The 21,404-nt window shown below is 67.6% G+C and carries 23 protein-coding genes; 10 read left to right on the top strand and 13 right to left on the bottom strand.

Annotated features, from left to right (window positions below; translation table 11 throughout):
* The first annotated feature begins 92 nt into the window (after window positions 1-92).
* A complete protein-coding gene (locus tag ACFCV3_RS22670) occupies window positions 93-434 on the top strand; it encodes a hypothetical protein (RefSeq protein ID WP_376032796.1) in 342 nt (113 codons plus the stop codon).
* 22 nt (window positions 435-456) lie between these two features.
* On the opposite strand, the gene ACFCV3_RS22675 is transcribed toward ACFCV3_RS22670, so the two are convergent.
* From ACFCV3_RS22675 to ACFCV3_RS22685, 3 genes are all read right to left on the bottom strand, one after another.
* Window positions 457-1,203, bottom strand: coding sequence for a DUF3626 domain-containing protein (locus ACFCV3_RS22675; RefSeq protein ID WP_376032798.1), 747 nt, complete (start codon window positions 1,201-1,203; stop codon window positions 457-459).
* Window positions 1,200-2,192, bottom strand: a complete 993-nt coding sequence (locus tag ACFCV3_RS22680; RefSeq protein WP_376032799.1) for an SAM-dependent methyltransferase — start codon at window positions 2,190-2,192, stop codon at window positions 1,200-1,202. Before ACFCV3_RS22680 ends, ACFCV3_RS22675 begins: the two co-directional genes overlap by 4 nt.
* A 770-nt stretch (window positions 2,193-2,962) precedes the next feature.
* A complete protein-coding gene (locus ACFCV3_RS22685) occupies window positions 2,963-4,531 on the bottom strand; it encodes a DUF222 domain-containing protein (RefSeq protein ID WP_376032801.1) in 1,569 nt (522 codons plus the stop codon).
* Window positions 4,532-4,681: 150 nt separating this feature from the next.
* Between ACFCV3_RS22685 and ACFCV3_RS22690 the strand changes: the two genes are divergently transcribed.
* On the top strand, window positions 4,682-5,311 hold the full coding sequence (locus ACFCV3_RS22690; RefSeq protein ID WP_376032802.1) for an AAA family ATPase: 630 nt from the start codon (window positions 4,682-4,684) through the stop codon (window positions 5,309-5,311).
* On the opposite strand, the gene ACFCV3_RS22695 is transcribed toward ACFCV3_RS22690, so the two are convergent.
* Entirely contained in the window at window positions 5,262-6,473 is a 1,212-nt protein-coding gene (locus ACFCV3_RS22695) for a lipid II:glycine glycyltransferase FemX (protein ID WP_376032804.1), read from the bottom strand. The two genes, ACFCV3_RS22690 and ACFCV3_RS22695, sit on opposite strands and share 50 nt — an antisense overlap.
* Window positions 6,474-6,642: 169 nt before the next feature.
* Between ACFCV3_RS22695 and ACFCV3_RS22700 the strand changes: the two genes are divergently transcribed.
* Together ACFCV3_RS22700 and ACFCV3_RS22705 are read left to right on the top strand one after the other, a co-directional pair.
* A complete protein-coding gene (locus ACFCV3_RS22700; RefSeq protein WP_376032805.1) occupies window positions 6,643-7,497 on the top strand; it encodes an aldo/keto reductase in 855 nt (284 codons plus the stop codon).
* Window positions 7,498-7,521: 24 nt separating this feature from the next.
* Complete coding sequence (locus ACFCV3_RS22705; RefSeq protein WP_376032807.1) at window positions 7,522-8,181, top strand: HAD family hydrolase; 660 nt, start codon at window positions 7,522-7,524, stop codon at window positions 8,179-8,181.
* Here the strand turns inward: ACFCV3_RS22705 and ACFCV3_RS22710 are convergent.
* The 3 genes from ACFCV3_RS22710 to ACFCV3_RS22720 all read right to left on the bottom strand — a co-directional run bounded on the left by ACFCV3_RS22710 (window position 8,171) and on the right by ACFCV3_RS22720 (window position 10,054).
* On the bottom strand, window positions 8,171-8,725 hold the full coding sequence (locus ACFCV3_RS22710) for an isochorismatase family protein (protein WP_376032809.1): 555 nt from the start codon (window positions 8,723-8,725) through the stop codon (window positions 8,171-8,173). The genes ACFCV3_RS22705 and ACFCV3_RS22710 overlap by 11 nt on opposite strands.
* 95 nt (window positions 8,726-8,820) lie before the next feature.
* Window positions 8,821-9,111, bottom strand: coding sequence for a DUF1905 domain-containing protein (locus tag ACFCV3_RS22715; protein ID WP_376032811.1), 291 nt, complete (start codon window positions 9,109-9,111; stop codon window positions 8,821-8,823).
* A complete protein-coding gene (locus ACFCV3_RS22720) occupies window positions 9,104-10,054 on the bottom strand; it encodes a helix-turn-helix transcriptional regulator (RefSeq protein WP_376032813.1) in 951 nt (316 codons plus the stop codon). Before ACFCV3_RS22720 ends, ACFCV3_RS22715 begins: the two co-directional genes overlap by 8 nt.
* A gap of 112 nt (window positions 10,055-10,166) precedes the next feature.
* Between ACFCV3_RS22720 and ACFCV3_RS22725 the strand changes: the two genes are divergently transcribed.
* From ACFCV3_RS22725 to ACFCV3_RS22735, 3 genes are all read left to right on the top strand, one after another.
* Window positions 10,167-11,006: a toxin-antitoxin system, toxin component gene (locus ACFCV3_RS22725; protein WP_376032814.1), complete on the top strand. Its 840-nt coding sequence runs from the start codon at window positions 10,167-10,169 to the stop codon at window positions 11,004-11,006.
* Window positions 11,007-11,069: 63 nt separating this feature from the next.
* Window positions 11,070-11,906, top strand: coding sequence for a hypothetical protein (locus ACFCV3_RS22730; protein WP_376032816.1), 837 nt, complete (start codon window positions 11,070-11,072; stop codon window positions 11,904-11,906).
* Window positions 11,903-12,688: an SDR family oxidoreductase gene (locus ACFCV3_RS22735; RefSeq protein ID WP_376032818.1), complete on the top strand. Its 786-nt coding sequence runs from the start codon at window positions 11,903-11,905 to the stop codon at window positions 12,686-12,688. Before ACFCV3_RS22730 ends, ACFCV3_RS22735 begins: the two co-directional genes overlap by 4 nt.
* On the opposite strand, the gene ACFCV3_RS22740 is transcribed toward ACFCV3_RS22735, so the two are convergent.
* Entirely contained in the window at window positions 12,669-13,094 is a 426-nt protein-coding gene (locus ACFCV3_RS22740; protein WP_344147669.1) for an OsmC family protein, read from the bottom strand. The genes ACFCV3_RS22735 and ACFCV3_RS22740 overlap by 20 nt on opposite strands.
* A gap of 30 nt (window positions 13,095-13,124) precedes the next feature.
* Window positions 13,125-13,775 (bottom strand): SDR family oxidoreductase, encoded by a 651-nt coding sequence (locus tag ACFCV3_RS22745; protein ID WP_376032820.1) that lies wholly within the window; start codon window positions 13,773-13,775, stop codon window positions 13,125-13,127.
* Window positions 13,776-13,811: 36 nt separating this feature from the next.
* Here ACFCV3_RS22745 and ACFCV3_RS22750 point away from each other — a divergent pair, with 36 nt between their 5' ends.
* Window positions 13,812-14,585, top strand: a complete 774-nt coding sequence (locus ACFCV3_RS22750; RefSeq protein WP_376032822.1) for an alpha/beta fold hydrolase — start codon at window positions 13,812-13,814, stop codon at window positions 14,583-14,585.
* A 93-nt stretch (window positions 14,586-14,678) separates the two neighbouring features.
* Here the strand turns inward: ACFCV3_RS22750 and ACFCV3_RS22755 are convergent, their stop codons facing one another.
* Complete coding sequence (locus ACFCV3_RS22755) at window positions 14,679-16,547, bottom strand: propionyl-CoA synthetase (RefSeq protein WP_376032824.1); 1,869 nt, start codon at window positions 16,545-16,547, stop codon at window positions 14,679-14,681.
* Between the two features lie 25 nt (window positions 16,548-16,572).
* Between ACFCV3_RS22755 and ACFCV3_RS22760 the strand changes: the two genes are divergently transcribed.
* Window positions 16,573-17,505 carry a threonine/serine dehydratase gene (locus ACFCV3_RS22760; RefSeq protein ID WP_376032825.1) on the top strand — a complete coding sequence of 311 codons (933 nt, stop codon included), beginning with the start codon at window positions 16,573-16,575 and terminating at the stop codon, window positions 17,503-17,505.
* Here ACFCV3_RS22760 and ACFCV3_RS22765 read toward each other — a convergent pair.
* Both ACFCV3_RS22765 and ACFCV3_RS22770 read right to left on the bottom strand, forming a co-directional pair.
* Window positions 17,486-18,046: a hypothetical protein gene (locus ACFCV3_RS22765; RefSeq protein WP_376032826.1), complete on the bottom strand. Its 561-nt coding sequence runs from the start codon at window positions 18,044-18,046 to the stop codon at window positions 17,486-17,488. The genes ACFCV3_RS22760 and ACFCV3_RS22765 overlap by 20 nt on opposite strands.
* Window positions 18,043-18,657 carry a rhomboid family intramembrane serine protease gene (locus ACFCV3_RS22770; RefSeq protein WP_376032828.1) on the bottom strand — a complete coding sequence of 205 codons (615 nt, stop codon included), beginning with the start codon at window positions 18,655-18,657 and terminating at the stop codon, window positions 18,043-18,045. The genes ACFCV3_RS22765 and ACFCV3_RS22770 overlap by 4 nt, the downstream gene beginning before the upstream one ends.
* Window positions 18,658-18,770: 113 nt before the next feature.
* On the opposite strand from ACFCV3_RS22770, the gene ACFCV3_RS22775 reads away from it, so the two are divergent.
* Entirely contained in the window at window positions 18,771-19,970 is a 1,200-nt protein-coding gene (locus tag ACFCV3_RS22775; RefSeq protein ID WP_376032830.1) for a Cmx/CmrA family chloramphenicol efflux MFS transporter, read from the top strand.
* On the opposite strand, the gene ACFCV3_RS22780 is transcribed toward ACFCV3_RS22775, so the two are convergent.
* Window positions 19,912-21,330: an APC family permease gene (locus tag ACFCV3_RS22780; protein ID WP_376032832.1), complete on the bottom strand. Its 1,419-nt coding sequence runs from the start codon at window positions 21,328-21,330 to the stop codon at window positions 19,912-19,914. The two genes, ACFCV3_RS22775 and ACFCV3_RS22780, sit on opposite strands and share 59 nt — an antisense overlap.
* Window positions 21,331-21,404: the final 74 nt, after the last annotated feature.

Genomic DNA, 21,404 nt, shown 5'->3' on the forward strand with positions numbered 1-21,404 from the left:
TGCAGCCTGTTTGCCGGGGGTTGGAGGCGGACCTAGCTTGGGCGGTCCGTTGGCCAAGGGGAGCCAACACTCCAGCTTCAGGAGGAATGCAGATGTCGAAGATCATTGGACGCGTTGCGGTGGCGGTGGCGATCACGGGAGCGTCGCTGGTAGTGGCGGCCGGTCCGTCGCAAGCGGTCGACTGCACGCAGTACGGGACCAACAAGGACGGTGGGTTCCTCTACACCAACGGTTCGGTTCCCTACCACCGCGGTCCGGCGGGCTCCTGCTCCTCGATCCCGCACTCGGGCAAGGCCGCGATCTGGTGCTCGACGTACAGCGAGGCGGGCAACCTCTGGTACTACGCCCGCGACCTCTCGTCGAACGGCATGGGCTGGGTGTGGGCCGGCAACGTCACGCGGACGGAGGGCTCGAACCACAAGCAGTGCTGGTAGGGCAATCGGGGCAGCGCGTTCACTACGCGCTGCCCTCGCGGCCGAAGTGGGCCAGGCAGTGCCAGAGGTGCTTGAGGTCTTGGGCGGAGTGGGTCGCGGCTCGGGCTGATCGGCCGATGAGATCCGGAGTGATCAACGTTCCCAGGGACTCGGCCAGGGCGACGATGTGCGGACCCCGGTACGCCGGGTCTATCGCGGCAGCGCGGACCCGGAACCCTGGGTGGTACTCGACCGGACAGCCGAGCTGCTCGGCCGCCGTTGCAATCAAGGTGCCGGAAAAGCAGGGATCGAGTACGACGGCCTCGACGTCGATCGTGAAACGCACCGGCCCGTGAACGTGTGCCTCCACAGCGTCGTCGAGATCGCCCAGCTCTGAAGCGTCAGCCAAAGCACAGAGAGCAGAGAGCGCTCTCTGGTCACCGAAGTCAGTCGGTTCATACACCGAGTCGGGGAAACAGAACGTCGCGCGATCCAGGACCTCGGGACGCAACCGCACATACGACGATCCGAAGCGCACCGCTCCCCCGTACGGATCGGCCCGCCGGTTCCAGGCCCCGTACACGGGACGCTCGGTCGCGGGAGCGTCGTCGTACCGGCCGGCGAAGAGACGGGACTCCCAGCGCCACCGATCACCACCGGAATGCGCGGTCAGCCCGCCGTTGGAGCTACCGGTGCTGAACTGCGAACGGTAGATGCCGTTGGCAACCATCGACTCGATCACCGTGCCGCCCCGGTACGGCCAGTCCGGATGGAACTGCAGAGTGATCACCGGCGGTGGGCAAGCATCCGAACGAGCCCGAGGAGCTCGCCCTGGTCGGCTTCGAGCATGTTGGCGTCAGGGGCGTAGCCGCGGTCGACGAGGTCGCAGGCCCGGAGCCATTGCAACCAGTCGTCCCAGCCGCCGGGGACCATGTCCGCCCTGTCGATGTCGACGAGCCCGGTGCGCTGCCAGTGGTTGCGCCACCAGTCAGGGCTCTGCCAGGTGAAGAAGTCCGGCGTCCAGCGCTCGGCCAGGTACGGCGGAAGTGTCGGACCCGGGTCGTGGTCGAGGCCGGTCGTCACAAAGCCGACCGAGCCGTGCGGCTTCAGGAACTCGAGGAGATAGGCCAGATACCGGGCCTCGGTCCCGAAGTAGTGGTACGCGCCAATGCTCACCACCGCATCGAAGAACCCCCGAGCGAACGGCAACTCACGCGCCTCAGCCCGGATCGCGTGCACGCGGTCCGCAACATCCCAGGTGCGGATCCGCTCCCAGTTGTCGGTCGGATCGGTCCACAGATCGGCCGCCCACACCTCGACGCCGTACTCACGCGCGAGAAAGATCGACGAGACCGCAGCCCCACACCCCAGATCAAGAATGCGCATTCCCGGCTCGAGTGTCATCACTTCCATCAGCGACTCCACACACCACAGCGGATGCGGGCCCATCGGAACGTCAACGATCCAGGCCGGGTCGTACCCAGAGCTCCGCGGATAGTGCTCTCTCGTGAGAGCCTTCCGGAGATCGCTCTCTCGGGAAACCGCGATCTCCAGATCACGCTCTCTCGGGAACGCGTTCTCAGGATCTTGCTCAGGAGTGACTGGCATCTCCCAGAAGATGGCAGGCCGCCCGACACCCCCGCAACGCAATTTCCCCTGCCACGTGAGGCCCATGAACGACGGCAGTCGCGGGAAGTAGGTGAGAGTCCCGAGCCCCGCGAGCACGAGCATCACCACCACGCCGACCAGCGAGACGTGCGCGTACACCGGTCGGGCCACCGGAGGCTGGGCGGGCGTGCCGCGATCAACTAGTCGGGTGCGGACAACTAGTGGGGTGCGAACAGCTGGTCGGGTATCCACGGTCCCCAGCAGGTGAACGCGGCTGAGGAGGTCGGCCGCTGGGGCAGCCACTGGACCTTCGGGCGGGCCACGCGGATGGCTGAGCTGGATGGCGAGGCTGGCGACTGCGCACACGTTGCCTGGGGCTGACGGGCTTTGGTTGAGGCAGGTCGGCTGCAGCCGTCGCACCAGGCTCGTTGCCGAGCTAGGGAGACCTACCCTCGTCCCTGTGTGTGTTGTGAAGGGACATGTCTGACATCGTCGTCTCCGAGGTGTGCAGGTCCCCCACCCCACGCCACAACCGCGCACAGCACCCCGGCAGCCGATCCGCCACCAACACCTCGACGGATCACCCGGTCGGCCTCAATCCACCGCGAGGATCAGCTGACGAGCCTCCTCACCACCGGCAGCAACCACAGCCCGTCGCCCCAGGCAACGACCACGTCGGTCACCGACCTCGCCAACCCGCCCAGCCACAGACCCGCCCAGCCACACCCGTCTGTAAGTCGGCCGCAGCGGCGAGCAACCACTGCCGCAGGTCTCCGGCCGCATCCGAGCGTCGAGTCCCGACCTACCATCCCGATATCGAGCAGAAGAGCCCAAAGAGGGCAGAGGGGTGGTGGTTGCCTGCAGAGCACATGGGTAGGTCCGCGGGCCGGCCTATTTGGCGGGCTGCCGCGGTGGAGTTGGTGGACAGTGGGTGGTGAGGATTACGGTCCGGCGGCGGGGGCGGCGTTGGCGGCGTTGGTAGCCCAAGGGTCGGTGTAGTTGGGGGCCCAGGAGGTTAGGCGGGTTCGGAGGGCTTCGCGGGTGGCGGCTAGTGCGGGGTTGGGAAGGGTGCTGGCGGCGGGGAGCCGATCCGGCTGCTCGTGAGTCGGATTGCTGCTGGCACTGGTGGTGCTCGTGCTCGCACCGGCGGCGTAGGAACCGGTGCCGCTAGCACCGGAACTGATGGTGCCGTCGGTGGGGGCAGGCGTGACCCAGCCGATCAGGGCGGCGAGCGCGGCACGGTCGGGTACGCGTGGCGGGTCGGCCCAGGACGGGCGCGTGACCTGGACGCCGGTTGTGGTGATCGTGATGGCCCATTGGCCGTTGTGGACGGCGCGGTGGTGGGCAGCGCAGAGGAGGGCGAGGTTGTGGAGGCTGGTCGGACCGCCCTCGGTCCAATGGATCACGTGGTGGGCGTGGCACATCCACGGCGGCGCCTGACACACCACACAACCCTTGTCCCGCTTGTTCAACGCCCGGCGGATATACCGGTTCACGAACCGCTGCTCAGTACCGACATCCAAAGGCTGTGAATCACCGCCCAAGACGATGGGCAGGACGGCGGCGTCGCAGGCCAGGAGCCGGACGGCACCGGCGGACAAGTTGTCACCGAACACCAGCTCACCCACCGCACCCGACCGGCCAACCCCGCCCTCCGGACCCTCCGAACCCGCAGCCGGGTCTGTGAGGTCTGTCAGGTTGCCGCCGAAGGCGGCCGGGGCACCGGCCAGGGACGCTTTGAGGTCGTTGAAGTCGATCGTGACCGTCAAGTGCGGGACGCCGGGAAAGTCCGGGTTGCCGGCGGCAGCGTCCATGATGACCTTCAACGCGTCGGCCTGGCGCTGCTCCAGAGATCGCGGGTCTCGTTCACCGTCGATGGTCTTGTGAGGTTTGGACAGTTGGTGGATCTGGGTCTGGAACTGTTCGCCGCTGGCACCGGCCAAGAACCCGGAGAACTTGACGCCGCCCTCGGTCTGCCGTAGCCGCAGTGATTCTTTCGCGGCGGCTTGGTCTTCGGCGGGTTCGGGGCCGTCGGTGTCGAGTCTGGTGAGGACTGTTTGGGCGAAGGCGGTGAGTTGGCGGGGGTTGGAGATCCGGGCGGCGTTGATCAGTTGTTCTTCGGCGACCGCGAGAGTCTCGACCGGAACATTCGAGGGCGCCTTCTCCAAGGTGGTCACGATGATCTTGGCCAGCTCGAGAGACACGACCGCCGGGCGAGATGGATCAGTCGGGTCGGGCAGCGCGGCTGCCACGAGCGGGTACTTGCGTAAGCGGTCGGCGAACGCGAGGTCTTTGCGGACTTCGGTGCGGTCGAGGCGGTAGCGCTCCGAGACCAGCTCGACCGTGTCACGCGCACCCAGCTCGGTCGCGGTGCCCATCTCCTCCAGCCGGCCCAGCACCTGCAACTCGTAAGTCTTCAACAGGGCTTTGGCGGCCTGCAGGGTGTCCAGAGCGGTCAGCAGTTCGCTGCTGCTCTGGGTGTACACCGGGGGCATCGCCAAGATCTCCATACCTCAAAGCCTAGACATGACCACCGACAGTTTCCGAGCTCAGAAGTCCTTATTTACAAGGGATGTGTGGGCTGTTTGTGGGCTGGTTGCCCGCTCAACTTGCCCACACACGCCACCACCCCTGGCGCGGCTTGGGATGATGGCTGGGTGATGGTTGACGGCAGGTTGATTGTTCTGATCGGTACGTCGAGTGCTGGGAAGTCGAGCACGGCGAAGCAGTTGCAGCTGGTGCTGCCTGAGCCCTATCTGCTGGTCGGGCTGGATCACTTCTACGACATGTTTCCGTCGGACTGGGGCGGTCATCGGCGTGGGCCTGGGCCTGGGTTCTGGCAGGAGACGCTGACCGATCCGGATGGGAAGCCGCGGATCGTGACTCACTACGGGGAGGCGGGTCGGCGGATGTTCGCGGGTATGCGGGCCGCCGTACTGGCGCTGCTGGATGCCGGGAACCACGTCATCCTCGACGACATGCCGGTGGACGAATCGATCGTGCCCGCGTGGCGGCAGGCACTCAAAGGCAGGGCGGTCTACTGGGTGGCGGTCGAGGCGTCGCTCGGGGTGATCGAGGCGCGTGAGCTGGAGCGGAACCACGGGAGGCATCTCGGGAATGCGCGTGGGCATCATGGAATAGGGCTGGACGGGCACTTCGACCTGCGCCTGGACTCGGCCGCGCTTACGCCGGAGGAGCGTGCGGCGGCTGTCGTCGAGGCTGCTGAGGCGGGTGGGTTTTTCAGCCGCGGGCGCGGTAGCGGGTCATTGCTCGGAGGAGGAGCTGGTTGATGGGGCCGGGGAGGGCGCGTTCCCATTCGCCGACTGTTTGGACCAGCTCGCCGCCGGTGCCGAGCTTCCAGCGGAGCAGGCCGAAGGCGCGGTCTTCGGGGTCGAGTGAGTCGGAGACACCGCGCATGTCGTAGCGGTCGGCGCCCAACTGCAGCGCCTCGGTCATCATCTTCCATTGCAGGATGTGGCTCGGGCGGACCTCGCGATGGTGGTTGGCGGAGGCGCCGGACTGGTACCAGACGCGCCGGCCGACGACGTTCATCGTGTGCGCGGCCAGCACTTCGCCGTGCCAGGTGGAGAGGTACAGGCGCATTCGCCCGGGTCGCTCGGCGTTCATCACGCGGTACTGGCGCTGGTAGTAGGCCAGGGTGCGCCCGAGACGGAAACCGTTGCGGCGCTCAGTGGCCTCCAGCAAGTCGAAGAACACCGGGAGATCGCTCTCGGTGCCCTGACGGATCTCGATCCCGGACTTCTCGGCCTTCTGGATGTTGCGCTTCCACTCCTTGCTCAGGCTGCTCCACAGCTCCGCAGGTGTCCGGCCGCCGATCGGGACCTGGAACAGGTACCGCGGCTGAGCATCCCCGCCTGTCCCCTCCTCGCCACCGCGGCTCCAGCCGAGGTCGCGCATTCGCTCGGCGACCGAGGAGCCGACGGGCTCGACGACATCTGGAAGTACGTCGTCGACGCGGCGCCCTCGTCGTACCGAGTTCTTGAGGGTCGAAGCGTGCCAGCGCTTCAGTACGGCGGGCGGGCCCATCCTGACTGCGAATGCCTGGCGCCGGTCCAGGTGCTCGAGCAGCGGATCCAGCCATCGTTCGAGGCGGGGATCGGCCCAGTCGATGTCCGGGCCCTCCGGGAGGTAGGCGTACCAGCGGGAGACGCCTGGGAGCCGGCGGTACAGCACCAGGGTGGTGCCGACGACCGAACCGTCGCTGTCGCGCCAGGCCAGTAGCTCGGAGCTCCACTCCGCTTTCACGGCCGCCCAGGATGCCACTTGCAGAAAGCTCCGGCCGCCGTGGAGATCGGCCAGCGCGTGGTATTCCGGCGGAGCGATTACTCCGATTTCGAGTACTTCCGAACGTGTCCGGACGTCGGTCCTCACAAGTGCCTCCCCAGCGATCGCCTCTACTACTAGAGACGGAGTGCAGCGCCGAAAAGTCACACGTGGTCTGGAGATCCGCCGGACGGGGCCGGCGCCGGGGCAACAAAAAATCCACCCGGAAAGGGTGGACCGGAATCAAATTGTGTTTTATTCTGAGCGAATGCCCAAATGGAATGGAAATGCATTCCTATCAATAAACATATCAGCTGAAATTGCGAGGTGCAAGTCCGTGGAGTTTTGGCAGGGTGTGCGGCGGGTCGGGTTCGGCACGAAGCGGCTGGCGGGGTCCGGTTCCGGGAGCGAGGTGCGGGCGCGGGCGGTCTCGCTGGTACGGCGTGCGGTGGAGCTGGGGGTGAACCATCTGGACACGGCGGCGTTCTATCCGACGATTTCGCCCTCCGACAATGTTCGGGAGATGGAGTGTTTGCGATGGGCCAACGAGGCCGTCCGGGAGGCGTTGACCTCGTACGACGGTGACGTGGTGATCGCGACCAAGGTCGGGGCGCTGGACGGTCCGCTGGCGCGACCGGACGAATTGCCTGGGCTGGTGGAGCGGGAGCTGCGCGATCTCGGCCGCGACACGCTCGATGTGGTCTACCTGCGCCAGCAAGGGCTGGAGTCGGTGGCCGAGCACTTCGGCGTACTGGCCGAGTTGCGGGACAAGGGACTCATCCGTGGACTCGGGCTGTCGAACATCAAGGTGCACCATCTCGCCCAGGCGCAGGAGATCGCTCCGGTCGTCGCCGTCCAGAACCGGTACGGCGTGGGCTTCGGCCGGGTCAATGACGAGCTCGTCCGGCTCTGTGGTGAGCAGGGTGTCGCCTACGTCCCGTATTTCGCATTGGCCGGGGCGTCTCGTGAGACCGGTGGCGTCAACACCCCCGACGTCGTCCAGGAGATCGCTGCGGCGCACGACGCGACACCGGCCCAGATTCGTCTCGCGTGGACGCTGAGCCGGGGCGAGCACATGCTCGCGATCCCCGGCACCAGCAGTGTGCAGCACCTGGCGGAGAACCTGACCGCCGAATTCATCCACCTCTCCCCCGCCGACATCGCCGCGCTCGACGCCGTACCGTCTAGCTGAACCGATCTGATCCGGAGGCGCCGCGTGCTCAAGGCAGTGTTGTTCGATCTCGACGGCACCCTGGTCGAACAAGAGCGCGCGGCGGCCCTGGCGGTCGTCGACTGGGCTGCGCAGTACGGGATCAAAGGGCCGGATGTCGCTGAGCGCTGGGCGGTGGTCTCCGACCGGCACTATCGCCGTTATCAGCGCCGGGAGCTGACGTTCGACGAGCAGCGGCGTGCTCGGGTGCGTGAGTTCCTCGGTCTGTACGGCGACGACACCGAGATCGACGCGATCTTCGACGGGTATCTGTGGCGGTACGAGGCCGGCTGGCAGCTGTACGACGATGCCATCCCCGCAGTACGACGGGCTCGCGCCGCCGGCCTGCACGTGGTGGTCTTCACCAACGGGAATTCGGCCCACCAGCAGCAGAAGCTCGATCGCTTCGGGCTGACCGCGGAGATCGACCGATTCATCTCGTCCGAGGATCTGCCCGCCGGCAAGCCCGACCCGCGGGCGTTCCGGCAGGCGTTGACGCTGATCGGGGTCGAGCCCGATCAGGCACTGATGGTCGGCGACTCACTCACGAACGACATCCAGGGAGCGCTCGCTGTCGGCATGGGGGCCGTCCTGCTGGCCAGGTCCGGTCAGCACGCCGACATCGGCGTACGGCGGATCGCCAGCCTCGACGAACTCAGCTGGTGAAGGACAACTCGGCGGCTGACTGGACGCCCGCCGCGCGGCCCGGTGCTCGGTGGTACTGCCAGTAGAGGTTGGTGTGGGCGATCACCTTGTCCGGGGTCGGGGCGCCGTACTCGGACAGGTCCTCGGTGGTGTGGGCGTCGGAGACGAGGGTGACGTCGTAGCCACGCGTGATCGCGCCGTGCAGGGTCGAGCGGATGCACTCATCGGTCTGGGCTCCGGTGACGAACACCCGGCCGATACCGCCGGCCGCAAGGACGGACTCCAGCTCGGTCTCTTCGAAGGAGTCCGGGAAGGTCTTCGGGACGAGTGCCTCGGCGGCGTCACGTTTGAGCTCAGGAACGAACTGCCACGCCTCGCTGTCCTTCACCAGGTTCTCGCTCGAGTGCTGGATCCAGATCACGGGCACACCCTGCGTGCGGGCGGCGTCGATGGCGGCGCCGATGTTCGCCACGACCTGATCGCGCTCATGCGCGCCCGAGACGACACCGTTCTGTACGTCGATCACCAGCAGCGCCGTATTCGGCCGGTCGGTCAGCGTAGTCATGTCATCTCTCCTCGGATGTGAGCAACTAGTACGGCCATGGTGGGGACGCCAGTGCCAATGCCCGCGACCGTAGTCGCCGCCTCCGACAGTTTTTGTCAGGTGCGGATGCGGAGGCGGACGGTGGGGGTGTCGCCGTCGTCGAGGGACTCGGCGCGGCGGACGGCGGCCTTGATGGGGACGAGGTAGTTGCCGTCCTTCGGGAACAGCGAGGTGTCCCAGGTGCTGGCGCCGATCTCGGCGGTGACCGGGATCATTCCCCAGCCGTAGCTGACGAAGCCGGACTCGGCCTCGAGGTAGGCGCACTCTTCGTCGGGGACCGTGATGAAGTACCACGGGGCCGGCCCGCGCCAGAACCAGATCTCTCCGGTGAACTCCAGCTCACGCACTGTTACTTGCCTCCAGCAATCGTCTCCCGAGGTCCCGGGATGCTTCCTGCATTTCGGGCGAACCGAGGATCCGGAACGGCGCGTCCAGCTCCGCGAGCTTGCCGATGTACCACAGCGGCTCGCTGGTGCTCGCCACTAACCGCGTCTGCTCGTCGGAGATCGCCTCCAGCCGGCCCATGCTCGGGGCGATCCGGTGCCGGACCTGGTCGATCGGCGCGTCGATCACGATGTCGATCGGGTACTGCCAGCCCATCGCGAGATGCTCTTCGACGACCGCCAGCGGGTCCAGGTCGTCAGGCGTGCAGAACTCGCCACCGGTCTCCTCGACACCTTGGACCTTGTCCACCCGCAGAACGCGCTGCGCTTCCTTCGCGTGTGACCAGCACAGCAGATACCAACGACCACGCCGTACGACGACCGCCCACGGGTCGACGTCCATCGGGGTGACCCGGTCGGGGCGGAGGCTGTAGTCGATCACGATGCGACGCCGCTCGGTGCTGGCCGCGACGAGTGCTGCGGTGATCGCCGGCTCCGGGGTGCGGATCCCTGGATCGGCGGCGCGGGCGCTCACCTTGCGGACCGCATCGGTCGTGCGGGCGATCGATTCGGGGAGGACGCGGATGATCTTGCCCAGTGCGCTCTCCACCGGATCATCGGCGCCACGCGGTCCCTCGAGCACGGCCATCACCAGGCCGAGCGCCTCGGTGGTGCTGAACATCAGCGGCGGTAGCCGCAGGCCGCGGCCGACGCGATAACCGCCGTACGGGCCGCGGACGGACTCGATCGGGATCTCGGCCTCGCGCAGGATCGCGACGTACCGGCGGGCGGCGCGTTCGGAGACGCCGAGCTTGTCGCCCAGCTGCTCGGCGGTGATACCGGGGCGGTTCTGGATCAGTTCGAGCACCGTCAGCGTCCGCGCGGTGGGGCTCACGTCGTGCGCCATCGTGTCCCTTCGGTCGGCCGGTGCAAAAGCCTAACCGAGAAGGTAGTTGGACTCCGGAGGTGAGTAAGGTTCGGGAGTTCGTCTTTCAGGCTTCTAGTCCCAGGAAGTTTTCGTGACCACATCCCCTCCCCAGCCACCCCAGAACCCGTACCCCGGTCAGCCCGGTAACTACGGTCCCCCGCCCGAGCAGTTCCCCCAGTACACCCAGCCGCAGCAGCCCCAGTACGGACAGCCACAGTCGCCGTACGGACAGCAGCAGCCGGGACCGTACCAGCAGCAGTACGCGCAGCCGGGTGGCCAGTTCCCGCAGCCGGAGCCGTTCCCCCAGCAGGCGCAGTACCAGCCGGGCACCTGCCGGTTCTGCGGTGGCTTCCCGGCGGTCGACGCGACCGTGCGCGGCCACCAGGGCATGCTGATCGTGATGCGCTGGCTGAAGCTGACCGGCCCGTTCTGCAAGACCTGCGGTACGGCGACCGTGCGCGACATGACCGCGAAGACCATGGTCCAGGGCTGGTGGGGTATCGGCTCCGCGATCGTGACACCGTTCGTGATGCTGTCCAACCTCGGCCCGGCGCAGAAGTTCAAGCAGCTGCCCGAGCCGCAGCCCGGTCAGCGCCAGCCGATGGACCCGGGCAAGCCGCTGTTCAAGCGGCCGCAGGCCTTGATGCTGTTCGTCCCGATCGCGATCATCGCGGCGATCGTGATCGGCAATCTCACCACCACGTCGACGAGCGAGGCGACCGTCGGGTCCTGCGTCGTCAACAAGGGCAGCGACTCCGACCCGGACGTGAAGGTCGTCGACTGCAGCAGCTCGGAGGCGCAGTACCGCGTCGTCGGCAAACTCGACAACACCACTGACGACAGCCGTTGTGAGCAGTTCCCCGGCTTCGAGGCGTCGTACACGAAGCGGGAGCGCTACACCCGCTACACCCTCTGTCTCGGCGCGAAGTGACCTGATGGGGCCCGGCCGGAAAAGGCCGGGCTCCCAAGGCGCCTGCTGTGTCAGGGTGACCGCGTGAGAGCTCTCGGAATCGACGTCCCGCCGGCACTGCTCGACAAGTGGGTCGGCTGGCTCGCTCCCGACCGGCAGCCGTTCTTCCTCACCCCGCAACAGGCACAGGCCTGGGGGTTCGAGGACGACGACCGCAAGCCCAGCCCCGAGGACCGCGACACCTTCCGGACGTACGCCGTCGACTCGACCGCGACCGTGATCGCGTGGCTGACCGAGCGACAGTTCGCCGCGCTCGATCGCCCGATCCGCGCTCAGCTCGTCCGTGCACAGGTGTGGCACGATCGGGGCTCGGTCCCGACGGTCCGCAAGTGGCAGGGGCTGCTCGGCCGCGAGTTGAGAGCACAAGCCGACGGACACCGCTTCGTCTGGTGGAAACCCCTGCTCGCCGAGCATGCGGACAAGATCCTGCCGGTGATCGTCAGCGAAGACTTCGGACCGAGCCGGCATGCCGAGGTGACCAGCTGGCCCGCCGCACTCCCCCGTGCTCGCGAGCTGGCCGGTACCTTCGCCAACGGCAGCGGACCGAACTGCTTCGGTACCGTCATGGCCGCCGCCGGCGTCAAGGGTGCGGACACGGTCTGGATGATGTGTGAACCCTTCGAGGAATGGCTTGCCGAACACACTGCACCGGGCGGGCGCGACGACGTACCCGGCACGGTCTTCGTCTGGCGCAACGAGGCGCGCGTGCAGCATGCCGCGATCACCATCGGCGACGGCTGGATGCTGCACAAGCCCGCGCAGACGTGGTGGAGCCCACGGAAGGTCCGCACGGTCGCCGAGGTACGCCGCGCGACGCGGACCGTCGGCTGGCGGTTGTCCCGCCATAGGCTGATCGGATGAGGCTACTGGTGACCGGTGCGGCCGGCCTGCTCGGACGTGAAGTGGTGCGCCTGGCCGAACACGACGTGGTCCCCACCTATCACTCGACACCGGTCGAAGGCGGCGTGCGCCTCGACGTACGCGATCAAGCCGACGTCGACGCGGTCATCCAGCGCGTCCGGCCGGACGCGATCATCCACGCAGCCTTCAAACAGGACGACTGGGTCACCACCGCGAACGGCCCCGTCAACCTCGCACTCGCTGCACGCGACATCAGGCTCATCTTCGTCTCGACTGACGCGGTCTTCGGCGGTGGACCCGACCCGTACGACGAGGACGCCGCGCCCTGCCCGACGACGCCGTACGGCGCTGCGAAGGCCGCTGCCGAGACCGCGATCCGCGCGATTCACCCGAACGCCGTGATTGCCCGTACGTCGTTGATCGTCGGATCCGAGGGAATCTCGGACTCGGAGCAACTGACGCACGCGCTGGTTGGCGGCGCATCCGGAGCGTTGTTCACCGAGAACATCCGCTGCCCAGTGCACGTCACCGACCTCGCGACCGCATTGCTCGAACTCACACCGTCCGACCGAACCGGCGTCGTACATCTGGGCGGGCCCGAGGCGGTCAGCCGGCTGGAGCTCGGGCGACTGATCGCTGCCCGGGATGGTCTCGATCCGGAGGCCTTGCCGGCGGTGCCGGGTGCGATCTCGCACATCCGGCTCGACAGCACGCGGACGCAGCAGGTACTCACGACCAGGCTGCGTCCGGTGAGCGAATTCCTCAGACCGCCTCGGTCGTGACCGGCGTACCGAGCTCGACGGTGCGGCTGACCGTGCAGAGCCGGTCGTGTGACATCTTCACCGCGCGCGGCAGTGCCTCGCGGGCCTTGTCACCGTCCTCGCCCTCGGGGAACCGGATCGTGAACTCGACCGCCAGGTTCTCCATCCGGTTGCCCTGCTCGGCGTCGCGGATCTTGTCACCGCGGACCACCGCGCTGAACTCGGTCGGCTCCGCGCGCCGGCTGACCACGACGTCGACGTCGATCGCCGAACACGTCCCGATCGCGGCCAGCAGCAGCTCGACCGGCGTGAAGTCGGTGTCCTCGCCGCCGGAACCGACGGTGATGCTGCCACCGCGGTCGTTGGTCACCCGGTAGCTGCTGTTCGCCAGGCGCTCGAAGCCGACCTGACGCAGAGAGTCGCCCATAGCCATCACAATCTGTTGCCCGTGGCAACGTCAGAGGTTCGCGAGTGCCTCGGCGACCGGAGTCTCCCCGGTCACGAGCTCGAGGATCCGGCCGATCGAGGCCGGTGCCGTACACAGACCGGCCAGTGTCAGCGCGACGTCGTCCCGGCTGATGCTGCCGTTGCCGGTCTGGTCGGCGATCAGGATCCGCCCGGTCCCGGGGTCGTTCGTCAGGTGCCCCGGCCGGAGGATGGTCCAGTCCAGATCGCGGCCGCGCAGGTCGTCCTCGGCCGCCTTCTTCGCGCGCAGGTAGACCGTGAACGTCTCGTCGCCGGTCAGCGTGCCGGCCCGGTCCGCACCCATCGAGCTGACCTGGATGTGCCGCCGTACCCCGGCCTGCTCGGACGCATCCGCGAACAACGCGGCCGCGCCTCGGTCCACGGTGTCCTTGCGAGCGTTCCCGCTGCCCGGCCCGGAACCAGCCGAGAAGATCGCCACATCGGCCTGCGCCAGTACGTCGGCGACTGCGTCGGTCCCAGCCTGCTCCAGATCCAGAACGGCGGCCTGCCCGCCGGCCGCGGCGATGTCGGCCTCGTGATCGGGGTTGCGGACCAGCCCGACCACTTCGTGCCCGTCATCGCTCAGCAGCTTGGTCAGCCGGAGAGCGATCTGCCCGTGTCCACCCGCAATCACGACTCGCATGTTCAGAGCCTAGCTCGCGTCGGGCAGACTGGGCGGGTGCCGTATGCAACAGCACTTGATGGTGTCCGGATCGGTTATCAGGTCAGTGGCGCAGGGCAACCACTGGTCCTGCTGGCCGGTCAGTCCAACAATCACACCTGGTGGGACCCGGTCCGCGCCGACTACGAGGCGGCGTACCGGACGATCACACTGGACTGGCGCGGTACCGGGATCAGCGACAAACCGGACGAGGTCTACAGCACCCCGGGCTTCGCCGAGGACGTGATCGCGGTGCTCGACCAGCTCGGTCTGCCGAGTGCGCACGTCTACGGGACCTCGATGGGTGGGCGGGTCGCACAGTGGGTCGCGATCAACCACGCGGATCGGCTCGACCGGCTGATTCTCGGCTGTACGTCGCCTGGTCCGGCGCACGGGTTCGAGCGCAGTCAGGAGATCCGCCGGGCGCTGGCCGACCCGGTCCGTGGTGGACGGGTGCTGGTCGATCTCATGTACACCCCGCAGTGGCGGGCCACGAACCCCGGTCCGTACCCGGTGCTCGGTGATCGGGACATGCCGCCGTACGCGAAGGCCAGGCACCTGGTCGCGAGCAACAAGCACGAGGCCTGGGAAGAGCTGCCCAGGATCACCGCACCGACCCTGATCCTGCACGGGTCCGAGGACATCTTCAGCCCGGTCGCCAACGCCCAGGTCCTCGCCGACCGCATCCCGAACTCCCGCACCGAGATCATCCGCGGCGCCCGGCACGCCTACTTCCACGAGTACCGGGCGGTGGCCAGCCCGCTCGCGTTGGCGTTCCTGCAGTCGGAGTAGCGGACCGCCAGGCCATCACAAATGGCCGCCGCACGGATGCTCCCGTGGGCGCCGGCCCCCGATCGTCAATTGTGATGGCCCTGGCGTCCGCCCCTACCCCCGGAGGATGGGGCGGAGGGCTTCGAGGACGGTGGCATCCTCGATGGTGGAGGGGACGGGTTCGTCGCGGCCGTCGGCGATTCCGCGCATGGTTTTGCGGAGGATCTTGCCCGAGCGGGTCTTGGGGAGTCCGTCGACGACCGAGACATCGCGGAAGGCTGCAACCGGGCCGATCTCGCGGCGGACGGCGGCGACGAGCTCGGCCTGCAATACGTCGGGGTCGATGTCGGCGCCGGCTTTGAGGACGACCAGGCCGCGTGGGAGCTGGCCCTTGAGGGCGTCGTGGACTCCGATGACTGCGCACTCGGCGACCGCTGGGTGGGCGGCGAGGACGGCTTCCATGGCTCCGGTGGAGAGGCGGTGGCCGGCGACGTTGATGACGTCGTCGGTGCGGCCCATCACGAAGACGTAGCCGTCCTCGTCGAGGTAGCCGGAGTCGCCGGTGAGGTAGTAGCCGTCGTACCGGGTCAGATAATTGTCGACATAACGCTGATCGTCACCCCAGAGGGTCGGTAGGGCGCCGGGTGGCAGCGGCAGCTTGATCGCGATCGAGCCCTCCTCCCCTGCCGGCTGTGTCGCGCCGGCCCCGTCCAGGATCTGCACATCCCAGCCGGGGACCGGGACGGTGGCTGAGCCGGGTTTGGTGGGTAGCGGTTCGAGGCCGCGGGGGTTCGCGGCGATCGGCCACCCTGTTTCGGTCTGCCACCAGTGGTCGACGACCGGTACACCGAGATGCTCGTGCGCCCAGCGGTAGGTTTCCGGGTCGAGGCGCTCCCCGGCCAGGAACAAGGTGCGCAGGCGGCTCAGGTCGTAGCCGGCAGCCAGCTTGGCTTCCGGGTCGACCTTCTTGATCGCGCGAATCGCGGTCGGCGCGGTGAAGAGAGCGCTGGCTCCGTGCTCGGCGATCACCCGCCAGAACGCGCCGGCATCCGGCGTACCGACGGGCTTGCCTTCGTAGAGGACAGTCGTTGCGCCGACCAGGAGTGGTGCGTAGACGATGTACGAGTGGCCGACCACCCAGCCGACATCGGAAGCCGTCCACCACACGTCACCCGGACCGATGTCGTAGATCGCTCGCATCGACCAGGCCAGTGCGACCGCGTGGCCGCCGTTGTCGCGAACGACGCCCTTCGGCTTACCCGTCGTACCGGACGTGTAGAGGATGTAGAGCGGGTCGGTCGCCGCGACCGGGACCGGATCGGCGGGCGCGGCGTCCAGCGTGGCCCAGTCGAGATCGCGCTCACCGAGATCTGCTTGTACGGCGGACCGCTGCAGCACGATCGTGTGCTCAGGCTGATGCGTGCTCAGGGTCAGCGCCTCGTCGATGATCGGTTTGTACTCGACCACGCGCGTCGGCTCGATACCGCAGGAGGCGGACACGATCACCCGCGGCGTCGCGTCGTCGATCCGGGCCGCGAGCTCCTTCGGGGCGAAGCCGCCGAACACGACCGAGTGGATCGCGCCGAGCCGCGCACAGGCGAGCATCGCGACGACCGCCTCCGGGACCATCGGCATGTAGACGATCACCCGGTCGCCCTTGCCGACCCCCAGCCCCGCGAGCGCTCCGGCGAACCGGGCGACCTCGTCGCGCAGCTCGGCGTACGTGAACGACCTTGAACTGCCGGTTACCGGTGAGTCGTGGATCAGCGCAACCCGGTCGCCGTGCCCGGCCTCGACATACCGGTCCAGACAGTTGTACGACGTGTTGAGGGCCGCGTCGGGGAACCATCTGTACAGCGGTGCGGCCGAGTCATCCAGCGCACGGGTCGGTGGGGTCGTCCAGGTGATGGCCTGCGCCGCCTCCAACCAGAACGCTTCCGGATCGTCCAGGCTCCGCCGGTAACTCTCGTCATACGCGCCCATGCCAGCATCGTGGCAGGGTTGACGCATGACGGTAAATGTCCAGGACGTGCAGGCAGCGGCAGAACGGATCACCGGACGGGTACGGCGTACTCCGGTGATCGAGGTGGCGCCCGGGCTCGTGTTCAAGCTCGAACTGCTGCAGCACACCGGCTCGTTCAAGCCGCGGGGTGCGTTCAACCGGCTGCTGCTCGCGAAGGAGAACGGCCAGCTCACCGGGCAGGGTGTCGTCGCGGCCTCGGGCGGGAACGCGGGGCTGGCGTCGGCGTACGCGGCGCGCGAGCTCGGCGTACCGGCGCGGATCTTCGTCCCCGTCAACGCGCCCGCGCCCAAGGTCGCCAAGCTGCGTACCCTCGGCGCGGAGGTGGTGGAGGTCGGGAACGAGTACGCCGAGGCTTACGCGGCGGCCGTGATTGCCCGCGACGAGACAGACGCGCTGCTCGTGCATGCCTTCGACCAGCCGGAGATCGTCGCCGGTCAGGGCACGATCGGGCTCGAGTTGCTGGAGCAGGTTGAGGCGTTTGACACCGTCCTGGTCGCGGTCGGCGGTGGTGGTCTCGTCGCCGGGATCGCAACTGCGATCGGTGACCGGGCCAAGGTAATCGGCGTCGAACCGGTCTTGTCGTCTGCGCTGCATCGCGCGCTGGAGGCCGGGCAGCCGGTCGATGGACCGGTGGGTGGAGTCGCCGCTGACTCGCTCGGGTCGCGCCGGCTCGGGGACATCGCCTTCGCGGTCGCGCAGAAGGAAGGCATCGGCTCCCTGCTGGTCGAGGAGGAAGCGATCATCGCGGCCCGCCGCAAACTCTGGCACGACTACCACCTGGCCGTCGAACACGGCGCCGCCACAGCCTACGCCGCCCTCGACTCAGCCGCCTACCAGCCGGCCGACGGCGAACGCGTCATCGTCCTCATCTGCGGAGCCAACACCGACCCCGCAACCCTCAGCGTGCCCACAGTGTGAGGTCGCTGCTCGTAGCAACGGCCAAGGTCTGTCCTGAAGGCGAGAAGCCGGCCGCACGCAGCTCGGAGTAGTTCGAGTCGAACACGCACCACCATCCGTCTCCGTGCGGTTGCCGGTATGGCGCCATGCTGTCGGTGCTCAACAGAATCCGCTCGTGCGGCCACTCCGGATACACGACATTGACTGTCCAGCCCACGGCCGACGTATGCAGCCCTCCGCCGTACAACCCGGCCATCGGCACCCGAACGCCGGCGAGTGGCCCAATGCCTTCACACGACAGCTCCGCACCCATCGGCGACTCGTCGGCTTCGGAATCGCGAGCAAGCTTCTGACCTGTCACACAGTCGAACACCCCGAGGCCGCTGGAGGACGCCACGAGCACAAGGTCGTGGCCGCTGCCGGGAGCCTGGGCGAAGCCGATGCTTTGCAGACCACCGATTGATACCGTCCGGGAGTGGACGAGACGCCACGGTGCCGGAGGCGGAGTCTCGGGGCAAGCGAGGAAGCGGTCCCGGAGCTGCTGCTGATACGGCGAGATCATCGCGCTGATTGTGCCTTGGGTTTGTCGTCGGCGAGGAGCCAGGCGGCGAGGATGCCGGCGATGGCGCCGAAGAGGTGGCCTTGCCAGGAGATGCCGTCCTGGGGCAGGAGGCCGCCGAGCAGGGCACTGCCCCAGACGACGATGACCACGATGCCGACGAGGACCTGGGTGAGGCGGCGGTTGAAGATGCCGCGGGCGACGAGGTAGGCGGCGTAGCCGAAGACGACGCCGCTGGCGCCGATGGTGATCGTGTTCGGCGGGGAGATCAGCCAGGTGCCGAAGCCGCCGATCACCGCGACCACCGCTGTGACTGCGGCCAGCCGGGCGGCGCCGCTGAGGGCGATCAGGGCGCCGAGGGTGACGAGGGGCAGCGTGTTCGAGATCAGGTGGCCGAAGCCGAGGTGCAGGAACGGCGAGGTGACGATGCCGACGAGACCCTCGGGGTCGCGGGCGATGATCCCGTACTGATCCAGGCGGCCGCTCAATGCCGTGTCGATGATCTCGCTGAGCCACATCAGCCCGATCAGCGCGGCCAGCAGCTTCAGCCCACTCCCGATGCGGGATGTGTCCACCGCCCGTCCGGTGCGCTTCGCGGGTGTCTGAAAACTCATGCCACCACGATGCCGTACTGCACCAAGTCTCAGGACGCGGCGGGCGCGGCGACAGCGCAGTGTGATCTCTGGGATACTCAAGGTGGCTGTCGAGTGGGGCTTGGGGGAACGCGATGCCGGTCGCTGTCTACGTGCTCGGGTTGAGCATCTTCGCGCAGGGAACGTCCGAGCTGATGCTGGCCGGGCTGCTGCCCGAGCTGTCCCAGGACCTCGGGGTTTCCATTCCGGCCGCGGGCCTGCTGATCTCGGCGTTCGCGCTCGGCATGCTGCTCGGAGCCCCGATCCTGGCCGTGCTGACGCTCAAATGGTCACGCCGTACGGCGCTGTTGCTGTTCCTCGGCATCTTCGCGCTGACCCACGTCGCGGGCGCCCTGACTCCGAACTACGCCGTTCTGCTCGCCACGCGCATCATCGGCGCCTTCGTGTACGCCGGGTTCTGGTCGGTCGCTGCCGTCACGGTCGTGGCGCTCGTTCCGGCCAATCGCCGGGCGCGCGCGATGAGCATCGTCACCGGCGGTCTGACCATCGCGACCATCGTCGGTTTGCCGATCGGTACCGTGCTCGGTCAGCACCTCGGCTGGCGGGCAGCGTTCTGGACCGTCGCCGGCTTGTGCCTGCTCGCGATGCTCGGTGTCGTCCGGACCATTCCCCCAGGGCGGCCGGATCCGGCGGCAGCGCCCCGGCTGCGGGAGGAGCTCAGAGCCCTCCGGAGCCCACGGTTGTGGCTTGCGTTCGCGACCACGGCACTCGTCACCGCGTCGATCCTCGTCGTGTTCAGCTACCTCGCGCCGCTGCTCATCCAGACGACCGGGCTGCCCCCAGGCGCCGTACCGGGCGTGCTCGCGCTTTACGGGCTCGGTTCGTTCATCGGGATCGCGCTCGGCGGCCGGACCGCGGACGCGATGCCGTTCCACACGCTCTTCACCGGGATCAGCGGGCTGGTCGTCCTGTCGGCCGTCCTCGCGCTGACCGCCGGCAGCCCGATCGTGGCGGTCGCGACGATCTTCCTGCTCGGCGGCTTCGGCTTCGCCGTCAACCCGGCGCTCAACGCCCGCGTCTTCAGCCTGGCCGGTAACGCACCCACGCTGGCGACCGCGACGAACTTCTCGTCGTTCAACATCGGTATCACGCTCGGGCCGTGGCTCGGTGGGATCGCGATCAACGCAGGCGCCGGGTATCGCTCCCTCGGCTGGATCGCGGTCGTCACCGGGCTCACGGCCCTCGCGACGGTCGTGGTGGCCGCCTATCTGCCGGTCAGTTCACCGGACCACTCGGGTCGAGGTGTGACGGATCGAAGTCAGCCTTCCGCTTGAACACGTACTTGTTCAGCACCCAGGTGAGCGCCCACAGCACGATGCCGACCAGCATCAGGTAGCCCGCGATCTTGTAGTCCTTCGTCGCCCGCCCGGACAACGGGCTGGCCAGGTAGACGCACAGGACGGCGCCGATCACCGGAAGCACGGTCGGTGCGTGAAAGTGCTTGTGCTCGACCTTGTCCCGGCGCAGGACCAGTACGGCGACGTTCACGATCGCGAACACGCACAGCAGCAGGAATGCCGTCGTACCGCCGAGCGCCGTCAGGTCGGCGTATCCGATCAGGACGAACGCAAGTGCGGTGGTGAAGAAGATCGCGACGTACGGCGTCCGGCGCTTGTGCAGCACGCGGCCGAGCGGACCCGGCAGGACCTTCTCGTGCGACATGCCGTACAGCAGGCGGCTGGCCATCAGCATGTTGATCAGCGCCGAGTTGGCCACCGCGAACATGGTGATCCAGGCGAAGATCTCGAGCGGGAAGCCCGGTGCACCGGCCTCGATCACCTTGAGCAGCGGCGCGTCGCCCTTGGTCAGCTCACCCGGTGGGACCAGCGCGATCGCGGAGATCGCGACCAGCACGTAGATGACACCGGTGATGCTCAGGCCGATCAGCATCACCTTCGGGAAGATCTTGACCGGGTCCTTGGTCTCCTCGGCCATGTTCACCGAGTCCTCGAAGCCGACCATCGCGAAGAACGCGAGCGCGGTCGCCGCGGTGACGGCGCCGAACGGCGATTCCCCGGCCGGCACGTTGAACTCGGTCAGCCGCGAGGTGTCGCCCTCACCGCCGATCAGGGCCCAGGCGCCGACGCCGATCACGATCAGCAGACCGCTCAGTTCGATCACGGTCAGGACGACGTTCGCCTTCACGCTCTCGCCGACGCCCCGCAGATTCACGATCGCGATGAGCGCCATGAACGCGAGCGAGGTGATCATCAGCACCGAGCCGCGGTCCTTGTCGATCCCGACCGCGGTGAAGAAGTTGGCCGCGAACGCCTTCGATGCGCTGGAGGCCGAGGTCAGACCGGAACACATCACCGCGAAGGTGAGCAGGAAGGTCAGGATGTGGATCCCGAACGCTTTGTGCGTGTAGACCGCGGCCCCACCGGCCTTCGGGTACTTCGTGACCAGCTCGAGGTAGGCCGTCGCGGTCAGCAGTGCCACGACGAACGCGCACAGGAACGGCAGCCAGACCGCACCTCCGACCTGACCGGCCACCTTCCCGGTCAGCGCGTACACGCCGGTGCCGAGGATGTCGCCGATCACGAACAGCAGCAACAGCCCGGGTCCCATGACCCGTTTCAGTTCGGGCCGGTCACCCGTCGCAGGCGCTGCGACCGCGCCTGAGGTGTCGCTCATTGTGCCTCCCTGGATTCGGTGCGTCAGTGGACCATATCCAAGGGTGCAATCGCCACGGCTCAGGCTGCGGGGTG

The sequence above is a fragment of the Kribbella sp. NPDC056345 genome (assembly GCF_042262745.1).
Lineage (GTDB): Bacteria > Actinomycetota > Actinomycetes > Propionibacteriales > Kribbellaceae > Kribbella.

What these genes read in the sequence shown, in the direction of transcription:
- ACFCV3_RS22670 (WP_376032796.1), top strand. Translation starts at nt 93, where the DNA reads ATGTCGAAGATCATTGGACGCGTTGCGGTGGCGGTGGCGATCACGGGA.
- ACFCV3_RS22685 (WP_376032801.1), bottom strand. Translation starts at nt 4,531, where the DNA reads ATGGAGATCTTGGCGATGCCCCCGGTGTACACCCAGAGCAGCAGCGAA.
- ACFCV3_RS22690 (WP_376032802.1), top strand. Translation starts at nt 4,682, where the DNA reads ATGGTTGACGGCAGGTTGATTGTTCTGATCGGTACGTCGAGTGCTGGG.
- ACFCV3_RS22710 (WP_376032809.1), bottom strand. Translation starts at nt 8,725, where the DNA reads ATGACTACGCTGACCGACCGGCCGAATACGGCGCTGCTGGTGATCGAC.
- ACFCV3_RS22720 (WP_376032813.1), bottom strand. Translation starts at nt 10,054, where the DNA reads ATGGCGCACGACGTGAGCCCCACCGCGCGGACGCTGACGGTGCTCGAA.
- ACFCV3_RS22735 (WP_376032818.1), top strand. Translation starts at nt 11,903, where the DNA reads ATGAGGCTACTGGTGACCGGTGCGGCCGGCCTGCTCGGACGTGAAGTG.
- ACFCV3_RS22740 (WP_344147669.1), bottom strand. Translation starts at nt 13,094, where the DNA reads ATGGGCGACTCTCTGCGTCAGGTCGGCTTCGAGCGCCTGGCGAACAGC.
- ACFCV3_RS22745 (WP_376032820.1), bottom strand. Translation starts at nt 13,775, where the DNA reads ATGCGAGTCGTGATTGCGGGTGGACACGGGCAGATCGCTCTCCGGCTG.
- ACFCV3_RS22755 (WP_376032824.1), bottom strand. Translation starts at nt 16,547, where the DNA reads ATGGGCGCGTATGACGAGAGTTACCGGCGGAGCCTGGACGATCCGGAA.
- ACFCV3_RS22760 (WP_376032825.1), top strand. Translation starts at nt 16,573, where the DNA reads ATGACGGTAAATGTCCAGGACGTGCAGGCAGCGGCAGAACGGATCACC.
- ACFCV3_RS22765 (WP_376032826.1), bottom strand. Translation starts at nt 18,046, where the DNA reads ATGATCTCGCCGTATCAGCAGCAGCTCCGGGACCGCTTCCTCGCTTGC.
- ACFCV3_RS22770 (WP_376032828.1), bottom strand. Translation starts at nt 18,657, where the DNA reads ATGAGTTTTCAGACACCCGCGAAGCGCACCGGACGGGCGGTGGACACA.
- ACFCV3_RS22775 (WP_376032830.1), top strand. Translation starts at nt 18,771, where the DNA reads ATGCCGGTCGCTGTCTACGTGCTCGGGTTGAGCATCTTCGCGCAGGGA.
- ACFCV3_RS22780 (WP_376032832.1), bottom strand. Translation starts at nt 21,330, where the DNA reads ATGAGCGACACCTCAGGCGCGGTCGCAGCGCCTGCGACGGGTGACCGG.